Source organism: Novipirellula sp. (genome assembly GCF_041583735.1).
Taxonomy (GTDB): Bacteria; Planctomycetota; Planctomycetia; order Pirellulales; family Pirellulaceae; genus Novipirellula.
The window spans coordinates 1-11,185 of the sequence record NZ_JBFHFD010000259.1 but is presented as its reverse complement, the minus strand read 5'-3'; the positions used below and the strand labels follow the sequence as shown (position 1 = coordinate 11,185).

The following is an 11,185-nucleotide window of genomic DNA, read 5'->3' as shown; positions in this document are numbered from 1 at the left end:
CGGCGTTGAAGGTCAAAATCACGCGATGTCGCAGTACGGGTAACGCGACTGCGACAAGGTCTTCGGTTGTGGCGTGACATCGGCGATTTAGCAGTGCACGTGCCTTGGCGGCCAACAAAAGCGAGATCGTGGCACGTGGGCCCGCACCCCACTGCACTAAATTCTGCAGCTCCGATGACATCGTTCCCTCTTCGGGACGCGTGCCCCGTACCAAGTCGAGTGCCGCATTATAGACGTGGTCGGCGACGACAACGCTGCGGACCAGGGATTGCATCTGGTGGATTTGCTGTTCATCGAGCACTTTGACGGTCTCGAACTTGTAGTCCGTCGTTTGCCGGCGAGCAATTTCCATTTCGTCATCGCGACTCGGATAAGCGACATGAATTTTCAGCAGGAAACGATCCAGCTGTGCCTCGGGCAACGGGTAGGTGCCTTCGGTTTCGACGGGATTTTGAGTCGCCAAGACAAAGAAGGGATCGGGCAACGAGTAGGTCTGGCCACACACGGTCAATTGACGCTCCTGCATCGCTTCGAGTAGCGCACTTTGCGTCTTGGGTGGCGTTCGATTGATCTCGTCCGCCAAGATCACGTTTCCGAACAAGGGCCCTTCGACGAAACGGAAAATGCGTTTGCCCGTCGTATGGTCCTCTTCCAATATCTCGCTGCCCGTGATGTCGCCGGGCATCAAATCAGGAGTGAATTGCACGCGGCGAAATGTCAGATCGGTTAACGAGGCCAATGTCGCGACCAACATCGTCTTGGCCAATCCAGGCATGCCCTGCAGAATACAATGCCCGCGGCACAGCATGCCGATCAATAGCTGCTCTGCCACTTCGTGTTGTCCGACGATGACTCCGGCAAGTTGTTCGCGAAGTGCCGTCAACTGCTGGTGCAATTGGTCGACCGCCTCTGCCACGTCGAGCGATTCTTCGTTGCTGTTGTGGAGCGGTCCGTTGTTACTCGGTTTTGTCATTTCGTCAATTCGATTTACCATGATATTCTTATTCGCTTGAATTCTGCGGGTTTTGTTTAGGGAGCTTTGAACTGTAACGCTTCCGCCGCGCTGATCAGTCCGTCGGCATCGGCATCGAGTGCCGAGAACTGTGCATCTAATCCAGGAAACTCGTTACGGGTTAGGTCGTTGTCGCCATTGCGGTCCATTCTGACGAACCATTCCGGAGCCGAAATCGACGGTGTCCAGTCGGGTTGTTTGATTCGCCGGAGCCCGGCAAGCTCGCCATGCACCGATGGCCCAAGACCCAGACAAACACGAATCGGCGATTGCATTTCCCGTGGTGACAAATCACCGTCGCCGTCCTTGTCAAAGCGAGACAGTCGCTGTTCGAGTTCTCGCAACTCGCGAATCGTAAAGCGTCCGTCGCCATTGGGATCCAGCATGGGTAGCAGAGGATAACCGTCGACGACCGCGCCCAGTGAGATCTGGTCTGACTGCGAAGTCTGTACCGCCGAGAATTGGATGGTGGTGTCACCCACGTTCACGTCGACTCCAGCGGACGTCGACGACGCCGCGACAGTGGCCGGCAGATCGAGCGACGTGCCGACAATGGTCAGTTTCGACTCACTTGTGTTTGCTGTGACATATTCAACGATCAGATCGATGTCAGGCAATCGTTCATCAAGGACGCTGATTTCCGAGTCGTCGATACGCCCGTTTGAATCGGTGTCAAAAACTGCGACCGTTGCAAAAAGGCTCGCGTTGTCTCGCGTAATCACTTGTAAATCGGCGAGCAACAGCAACAAAGGACGCTCATCTGCGGTCGAGTCGTCAACATCATCGGCAAGCGGTCGGGAAGCCGCCGCGATTTCAAGGGCTTCGACAATGTCGTCTCGGTTAGCATCGCACTTCTGAAAGGCCTCGGTCGCTTCGCTACGTTCTGCAGCGGAGATGCGCCCGTCACGATCACGATCGAGGATACGAACGACCGGCCGCTCTTTCGCTCGAAAACTTTGAAAGTACGGTTGCAACAACAATAGTGTCGGTCCATCAGTCCAATGATTCATCAGCCAGGCCGCCTCGTCAGCGGCGACCGGTTCACCCGTCGCCTCGGCATACCGCCGCAACCATTCCCCGGATTCGGTGGTCAATTGATACGGAGCCGATAATGCCGCAGGAGGTTCCGCAGCGGATTCTTCTGTTTCCCTCACTAAGACGTCCACTGATTCAGCCTCGTCCGGCTGACTGCTAGATTCGTCCGGCGGATTGCTAGATTCATCGTTCGCTTCGACTGTGATCTCCGGTTCGCTTGCGGTGTCAATCGAATCGAGCAGCGATGCGACCCTTTTTCGACGTGTTTCCATGAATGGCGCACCATCGATCATGATTTTGGCACGCACCAAGATCGGAGTTGCAAGCGGGGTGGCGTTCACGGACTTGGTCGCGATCGTTGGCGGGCACAACAGAAACCGAATTTCGCCTTGGTCGTTCTCCTGGCTGGACAATAATTCACGACGCTGGTAGCGAGTTTGGTATTGCGGCAACCGTTCACCGGGAAGCGTGACCACGGGCGGTGCCGCTGCTGCCATCACGACCTCGTCTTCCGATGCCATCGACTCGGTGCTCGCACCGAATAGAAATTTCACCGCCGCGGAAACAGGCAACCCTTGCGGTTCGCTCGCGGCAGAGCCGCCAATCAACCCGTTCAATCCGATCGCTGTTGCGGCAACGGCCGCAATCCAGTTTCGATAGCTGCCGTTCATGCCAACACTTCCTTGATGACGGAGCCTTCGGAAATCGGGATCGGTCGACCACTCGGCGACATGTTGCTTGGGGCACTGCCCAGACCGAGGGCCGAACAGAGCGTGCTAAGCAGATCTTGGACTCCGATCTTGCCATCCACAACGTTCGTACCGTCATCGCTTGTTTTGCCGTACGCTTGTCCGCCGGCAATGCCGCCGCCAGCCAGCACGCTGGTCCAAGCGTTCGGAAAATGATCACGTCCGGCACTGGGGTTGATCGCCGGCGTGCGTCCAAATTCCCCCATCCAAAGAATCGTCGTCGATTCGAGCAAGCCATGATCCTGCAGGTCTTGCATCAAAGTGCCCCACCCATCGTCGAGCGTTTTGGAGAGGTCGGCCACCGCTCGAAAATTGTCCGAGTGCGTATCCCAACCGACGCCGCCACTGTTGGTTCCCAGCGAGACTTCGACAAACGGCACACCGCGTTGAATCAACCGCCGCGCCATCAAACAGCCTTGACCAAAGACATTCGCGCCGTACGCTTCACGCAGCTTTTTGGGCTCTTGCGATAAATCAAACGCTTTCGCGTCATCGCTGTGCATCAATCGCACTGCGCCTTCGTAAACCTCGTGATGCATCCCGGCGGCGCCTGCGGAACGTGACGAGACAAACTCGGATTGCAGACTTTGCCAAATCTTCAATCGCTGCTGCATCCGTTGCTCGTCGATCCCGGCGGCCCGGCGGAGTGACTGCACCTCTAGGCTTGGAAACCCATCGTCATCATTGCTGACCGATCCAGGCACATCGCTGGCACCGACAAACAGCGGCCCAAAGCGTGGTCCCAGGAAACCGGGGCTAAAGGCGTCTTGATTGAACGCACGGTAAGTTCCAATGCTAACATTGCTTGGCAGCGTCATCTTCTCTTCGGCGAGCTGATTTGCCAGAGAAGAACCGATACATGGGTACTGAATCGGCCCCATCGGTTTGTATCCCGTTCGCATCAGATACGTCCCCCGACCATGATCACCCTCCTTCGTCGACAGGCCTCTCATGATCGCCAACTTGTCGCTCATCGCGGCTAGTTTGGGAAGATGTTCACTGAATCGCAAACCGGGAACCGCGGTTTGAATCTCTTTGAACTCGCCACCGTTTTCGTGGTTAGGCTTCATATCAAACGTATCGGTTTGACTCGGACCGCCGCTCATCCACAGCAAAATACAGTGGCGACGCCGATTCGGATCATTGGCCAATGCCTGCGCCAATCCGGGAAACCATCCGCTGGCACTGACCGAACCGAATCCCGCTGCCATCGATTGCAGCATACGCCGACGTGAATAGGATTGGGACATGATTGAACCTTGTAAGATTTGCGACAAATCAAAGTCAATGGATTAGTGATTAAGCGTGAATTCGGCACTGTTGATCAGCGCCCACAACACGTCGGCAAGTCCCGCCGACCGTTCCGACGGTGAAGCGTGCTCAGGGACAAATCGGGACAGCAATTCACGCTCTTTTTCAGTCGCCGGGCGTGACAACGTTGCCATAAACAACACATCGATCCGCTGCGAATCGGTGAAGAACGGTGCCTCAAGCGAGCGAATCAAACCGCTGGTCTGCTCGCTGGTCGCCCCTGAAATCAATGTTCCGTTCATCAACATTAAAGCTTGCGGAATTCCCGCCAGATACTCAGCGCGATTGGCTGCTGGGGTTGCGAATTGCTGCAGGAACATGTCACGCTGACTGTTGCCAAAACGTGCCAAACTGGATGAGGCATTGTTTTGTCCCGACATCGTCGCGACGGAGATACAATCGTAAAGCTGTTCAGCGGTCAACGTCTTGACGTTCATTTGGGCGAACAATTTTAGCCGTTTTTCGGTGGCATCGTCGTCGGAATTCGCAGCCGTTTGTGATCCCGAGGAAAGTCGGTATGCCTTGGACAACACGATCGAACGAATCAGACTTTGCAAGTCAAAACCATCGTCAATAAACTGACTTGCTAACGTATCGAGCAGCTCCGGTGACACGGGCGGGTTGTTGACACCAAAATCGTCTATCGGGTCGACGATGCCACGTCCTAGCAATTGAGCCCAAACGCGGTTAACCGTCGCACGTGCGAAATACGGGTTTTTCGGTCCGGTCAACCAAGCGGCTAACCTTTGCCGACGCGCCGATTCCGTCGCGTTTTTGTTGCCCGACGCTGCGTTTGGTGTCCCATCGATCGGCGGCAACGGTTGCCCCAAGAATCGAGGTGGGACGATTGTTTCGGTCTCAGGCAGCATCACGTCGCCGCGATCGACATCGCTGACCCGCATCACGCTCGACACATTTTCCAATTCACCCTTGGGACGCGAGATCTGGGCAAAGAATGCCGCGTAGCTCCAAAAATCTTCCTGAGTCCACGGTTCGAAGGGATGATCATGACACTGGGCACACTCCAGTCGCATCCCCAAGAACACGCGAGACGTGCGTGCGGCTAATTGATCGGCGTCCAATTTCAGAGCCGAGTAAAACAAGAGCGGCCCCGACTGTGACAACCGTCCTTCGGCCAACAACAGCTTGCGAACGATTTGATCATAGGGGTCACGCGCGGCAAAGCAATCGGACAACCACTTTTCAAACGCTTCGCGTCCACCGAACGCGTCCAAATCGACCCCATCGGGAATCAAAAACGATCGCCACACCGCAGCCAATTGGGACGCATGATCGGGACTGCTCAACAATTGATCGACCAATCGCTCGTAACGATCGGAACCCTGATCTTGCAGAAACCGTCGTACCTCGGTCACACTTGGCGTGCGGCCGGCAAGGTCCAAGTAGGCGCGTCGCAGCAAGACGAGGTCGGTCGCCATCTCGACGTGACGAACCTCTTCACGCTGCCATAATTCATCGAGGATCGTGTTAATTTGCGTGAGTATTTCCGCATCTGTCGAGGAGACCACGGCGACAGGCAACCATTTTTTGGCTGGTCCAATCGGCAGCGTGTCCACCAACTCGTTTTGCTGTTTGGAGTCGGCGGTGTCCGCTGCGTTCGCTCCGGCGCGTGGTTGGCTTGCACCCAGGTTGCCGGCGGTAGCGTGATCCAACGAGCCAATCGAATCAGTCGAGTCCACGATTGTTAAGTCGTTTGGAAAACGACTCGATTTTAACTCCGTCAACGACTGATCCGGATACGCCAGCGAAGTGAGCTGTGTTTTCTCACCATTTCCGGATTGAACCGCGAGTGGCAAATTTGTTTCCGGGTCCAATTGAAGCGAAAGGGAAATCGGTTGATCCGACGCCGTTTGGAAGCGGACATGCAGGTCGATGATGTCTCGCCCCCCAACCGTCCGCTCGTTCCATTTTTGCTCGATCACCGTGATGCCGCCGAACTGATCGAGCGTCTCGGAGGATAAAGGACGATCCAGCAGGAACGCGGCTAGCAACAAATCTGCGGCTGAATCGCCATCATCCATCTCGATCGATGATCGAAACAAAGTATTCGAGTCGGCCAATCGTGTCAGTACTTCCCGTTTGCGCAGGTCAACCCATTGAGTTTTTGATTCGGTTTGACGACCCACGACAAGATTGGAAAGATCGAGCCAACGCAGACCATCGGCTGCTTCGAACTGCATCAAACCCTGACGCTTGATCGCGTCGACGACCGCTGCCCAAGCATGATTGCTGGAGCCCGAACTGAGCACAAACGCGATCATGAATGCTGCGGCCACTGCCGCAGCAAGTGGCCACGTACGAAACCAATTCGTTTCGCTGCGAGCCGCGGCAACGGCGCCACCGAGTCGCGAGGAAATCAGTTCAGGTGACTCGCCCCACTGAGCCGCAATTCCCTCGTCCAAACGATGAACCAATGTTTTCGGCACCGGCGGCGCGTCGAACGCGTCGGACAACATCACGGCAAAACCGCTATCATCATCGGCCGACAAGTTGTCGCCGTCGATCTGCCCAAGGTCCTCAGGCGATTGGCTCGATGTTGGGTCGTGAGTCATAATGATTACGCACTTCTTCGGAGTCGCGACTGGATCCGCTGTAGTTTGCTAATGGCCACTGAACAATCCGCCTCAAGATTCGCGTGCGAGACGCGGTTGAAAAACGGGAGGCCGGCCTTTTTGCAGGGACGATTCCGATTCGCCGTTGGATTGTTTGATCGGGTTGGCGGATTCACTTTTTGCTGGCGATCCGCCCGCATGTTGCTGCATCGTCGCGGTGGCAGATTGCGGAGGCTCGACGTGGTGTTTGTTCAGTTGATTCCGCAGTGCTTGACGTGCTCGATAAAGCACCGATTCTGCACTCTTCTCCGTCGCACCAAGTCGTTTCGCGATCAATTTCACGCTGGCTTGATCGACGTACTTCCATTCCAGTACCAATCGATAGGTCTCGGGAAGATCGTCCATCGCCTGACGCACGTTTTGACGCTTTAGTTTTTGATCGTGCTTTGCTGCAGGGTCTTGTTCATCAATGCATTTTGTTTGCGGTTGAGCTTGTTCGATTAAGTGCTGCACGCGTGCCGCGGCGCGAAAATGATCTTGAATGCGTCGCAATGCAACCGTTCGCATCCAGGCGGCCGGATGATCGATTTTGGTTTCGCTAGCGGCGGCGGCTACAAGTGCCAACACCGATTCGGCAACGATGTCTTCGGCAAGGTGCGTATCACGGTCAACGCGAGCGTACACGAATCGCCACACCGACGGCACGAAACACTCATTCAAGTGCCTCGCAGCGACGGGGTCGTGCCTTCGCAATCCGTCAATAAATTCAGCGTTGTCCAAAATCACCCTCGCGAATCGTGGTCATCAACCACGCAATCGTACCGTGTGTGAGGTGTTAGTCGCACGAGAACAAACAATCACGCGGACGAAAACTCGAAATTGTCGCAATTTGTTTCAAACCACAAGAAATTCCAATGGTTCGTGATTTTTTACGCGTGAAAAATGACGCCCACTCGACTCTTCTATAGAGCAGGGCGATTGAGTGGGCTTTTTATTGTCACGGTAACCCAACGCGTTCGGTTGTTCTGCAACAATGAAAACGTGCCCCCATCTCCATGTGCACGCTTCAGTATAGGAAAAAGCTTTCGACGATGCGTTATTCAGCCGCGGTAATCATCATTCAGAAAGGGCGAGACACGCGTATCCTACGTCGACGTGTTGGTATCGTTGGCAGTGTGGCGGCAATCCTGTCATTCGTCCTCGGCGTGATCCCAGCCTGGGCCGCCGATTCGGGGTTCGATCAACCGGTGGATAGCGATCCATCAGATGACGCGGCCGTACTTTGCCATCTTTTTGGCGAGTCGCTATTGCAGCAAAACGCGGTGAACGTTTGTCAACAGACACGTGAATCGACGCCTCCTGAGCGTTTTGAAGCACTGTCTCGCTGGGTGTTGCCCGGTCACGGTCACGGATTCCGGCTTCGCGGTGCGTTTCAGCGGTCATCGACAAGAATTGGACAACACGAGACCGCCGCTGACAGCTTGACCGATTTGAACGCGTGTCCCGAATCGGCTTGGTTGTTTTCCCCTGCTCGTGATCTGATCCAAACGGCATCGCAGCTCGGTCAATTAGATGACTTACAACGGCAAACCGAACGATTCACGCCGACGTCACCGGAACAAGCGGCGGATCAAGCGACGCTGCTCTGCATGATCGATATCGAATTAAGCAACGTCGATGCGGTGGCGAGACGGCTAGAGGATCGTTTCGGTTGGCAACGTGGTTCGCACAACGCCGCATCGTCGACCGAGCGGTGGCCGGACTTACTGATGCTTTGGTCCGCTGCGGCAAACCCGCTGACTTCGCACCTCGTCACGCAGGATTTGTTCGGAGTCTATGCGGATCTGAGTGGATACAGTTCGGATCGGGAATTGGATGTGATCAATGATTACTTGCGGCTGCTGGACGGACGTTGTGCCGAAATCGAGCTGCTGGCTAAGCAGAATCACCCGTCGCACGCCGTCGCATCTGCGAAATCGCTGTACGACGTTTTTAGTCGTTCCGATGCCGAGTCGCATGCTGCCGCTCGTCCCCTGACCCGATTTCACATCGAAGCGGACGGGGCACGGAAAATCTCGGGACACGAAATTGATTGCCTCGCTTACCGCGGACCGCTTGCCGGAGATTTCGAAGTCAATGCCGAAATCAGCACTCACGCTGGCTCGTTTACCGAATTAATGGTTCAAGGGACTGCCGTCACACCGATTCACGGCGGAACCCACGTGGCCGTCGCTGCGATGTCCAAAGGCAACCGCGAGATCGCCCTTGATGCGAAACTCGAAGAGATTGAATCGGTCAGCCATATACGAGCCGTGGTTGGCGGCGGCACCGCTAATCACTTTTTCAACGGACGCAGCGTTTTTCAGTCGGACGAAAAGCGTTCATCGACACCGTGGGTTGTGCTGCGAAGTTGGCGAGGCACTGCGTCGGAAATCCACAATTTGCATCTGACTGGCCAGCCACAGGTGCCCAAATCGATCGAGATGCTGGCCGATACATCGCTTAGCGGTTGGGCCAGCTACTACGAACCGAACCTTGGCGATGGTCTTGGTCAGTGGAAAACAAATATCGCCAACGATCAATCCATTGAACTGATTAGCACCCCCGTAAGCGGCGTGCGTCACAGCTACCATGAAGATCTGATTCGTTACGTTCGCCCTCTTTGCTGGGACGCCAACATCGCCTACGAGTTCCAATACCATCCCGAGGGCATCGGGGCACATCCGGCATTGGGACGAACCGTGTTCTTGATCACCCCCAGCGGCGTTCGCGTGCACGAACTGACCGATGGCAGATTTGATCGATCGCAATTGCGGCCGGACAACCTATCCGAGCTTGATAGGCAGCAGCCGGCGTCGTCGCGCATGCCCGAATTAAAGGAGGGCTGGAACTCAGCGGAACTGCAAATCCGCGAGAACCGCGTGACGTTGACGCTCAATGGCAAGAACGTCGGGCGATGGGAGCTCTCGACAGCAGAGTCCCGGAAATTTGGAATCTTCCGTTATCGTGATCAAACGCGTGCGGTCGTACGCAACCTTCGACTAACAGGCGATTGGCCCCAAGGCTTGCCCGAGTTGAAACAGCAACCGTTGGCGTCCGCCCAAGTGAACCGGCTGAATCAGGAAGCGGCGGCATTGCCAGCCCAGTTCGTTCATTACTTTCGTGACGGGATCCCAGCAAACCTGTTTGATTTTGAAGGCGACACGTCATTTGTAACCGAGCTGATTGATGGCGTGCAAATGGTTCATTCTTCCGACGCTGGCGTCCGAACGATGAACATCTGCGGGATCATCGAGGGTGATTTTGATGTCATTGCCGACTATAAGGACCTCAAGATTTCAGCCGGAAAACCGACCTGGCATTGCGGAATCGGAATTGCGATGCGACTGGATAATCCAACCTTTGATCGTTGTGCCATCAATCGTCGTCGCGACCGGATGCATGGACATCATTACTTAGGGTTTGGTCATAAAGAAACGAACGCGGGAGGGCAGGTTGTTTGGACGGGTGGCGCTAATGTCGTGGATGAATCGACGTCTGGGAGACTTCGCATCCTGCGACGCGGAAACATCGTCTATGGGCTACATGCCCAAGGGGATTCACCTGTGTTTCGCCTTGTCTCGTCAGTCACGATCCCGCCAGGGAAGATCGGTACCCAAGGACTGCAATTGATCACGGACGTCGGCAAAGGCTTGGACATGAGTGTCAACTGGACCAAGCTTGAAATCCGGGCCGACAAGATTGATTGGATGACAGTAGCTGACCAAGCGAAAACGCTATCGATGCTGAACTCGCATCGCGAAACAATGGCGACGGAAACCGTTGATTTCACCAAGCAATCTCTTGCCGACGCCGGTGTCGAGCAAGTCCCCTCGACGATTGGAAACGTCGTCTCGGACGCTCGAGGTGCGACGGTCTCGGTGCAAGGCGATGAATTTCTGAAGCGTTCTGTGTTGATGAAGAAGATCTCGCTGGAACCCGAGTTTGATGTCGAAGTCGACTTTCGAATCATGCAGCTCGATCGCGGTTATCCAGAAGAAGCATCCAGTGAGATCGTGTTACAGATCGGACTCGAAAATGCACAATCCAGCGAACTGGATTCCGACGAGTTGTTGATTCGTGAAGCCACGATCATTCTTCGCCATCGATCGGACGGGAAATTCATGCTGCGTCCTCGGATCGTTGCTCATTCGCCCCGTGGAGTCACGGTTTACCGTGTGATGCACTCGTTCCTTGTCAAAATGCCCGACAAATACCGCATCGTGCAACGTGATCGCGTGCTCTATTTCACGTATTCCGAAGAGGAATCGGCGGAAACAAAAATCGTTGCAAGCTATCCCCTGAAACACAGTCTGAATGCAACCACTGTCAACCTTTGGGTCAATGCCGGACGCGAGCAACGTCGGGCGACTGCGTCGTGGGAACGGCTACAAATTCACGGCACGTCCACCCCGCCTCGATCGATTTTAAATTACTTGCACTTTTCGCCGACGCAACCTTGACAT

The 11,185-nt window shown here is 55.1% G+C and carries 6 protein-coding genes; 1 reads left to right on the top strand and 5 read right to left on the bottom strand.

Going from position 1 to position 11,185, the window contains the following annotated elements; translation table 11 throughout:
- From ABX962_RS18795 to ABX962_RS18775, 5 genes are all read right to left on the bottom strand, one after another.
- On the bottom strand, positions 1–973 hold a 973-nt coding region (locus tag ABX962_RS18795; RefSeq protein ID WP_372721570.1), incomplete at its 3' end, for an AAA family ATPase.
- A gap of 56 nt (positions 974–1,029) precedes the next feature.
- A complete protein-coding gene (locus ABX962_RS18790) occupies positions 1,030–2,718 on the bottom strand; it encodes a calmodulin (protein WP_372721569.1) in 1,689 nt (562 codons plus the stop codon).
- Positions 2,715–4,046 (bottom strand): DUF1501 domain-containing protein, encoded by a 1,332-nt coding sequence (locus ABX962_RS18785; RefSeq protein WP_372721568.1) that lies wholly within the window; start codon positions 4,044–4,046, stop codon positions 2,715–2,717. Before ABX962_RS18785 ends, ABX962_RS18790 begins: the two co-directional genes overlap by 4 nt.
- A 42-nt stretch (positions 4,047–4,088) precedes the next feature.
- Positions 4,089–6,680 carry a DUF1549 and DUF1553 domain-containing protein gene (locus ABX962_RS18780; RefSeq protein ID WP_372721567.1) on the bottom strand — a complete coding sequence of 864 codons (2,592 nt, stop codon included), beginning with the start codon at positions 6,678–6,680 and terminating at the stop codon, positions 4,089–4,091.
- Positions 6,681–6,752: 72 nt separating this feature from the next.
- The gene (locus ABX962_RS18775; RefSeq protein ID WP_372721566.1) at positions 6,753–7,466 is read right to left on the bottom strand and encodes an RNA polymerase sigma factor; all 714 of its coding nucleotides are present in this window, start codon (positions 7,464–7,466) and stop codon (positions 6,753–6,755) included.
- Between the two features lie 305 nt (positions 7,467–7,771).
- Between ABX962_RS18775 and ABX962_RS18770 the strand changes: the two genes are divergently transcribed.
- Positions 7,772–11,182 carry a DUF1583 domain-containing protein gene (locus tag ABX962_RS18770; protein ID WP_372721565.1) on the top strand — a complete coding sequence of 1,137 codons (3,411 nt, stop codon included), beginning with the start codon at positions 7,772–7,774 and terminating at the stop codon, positions 11,180–11,182.
- Positions 11,183–11,185 lie beyond the last annotated feature (3 nt).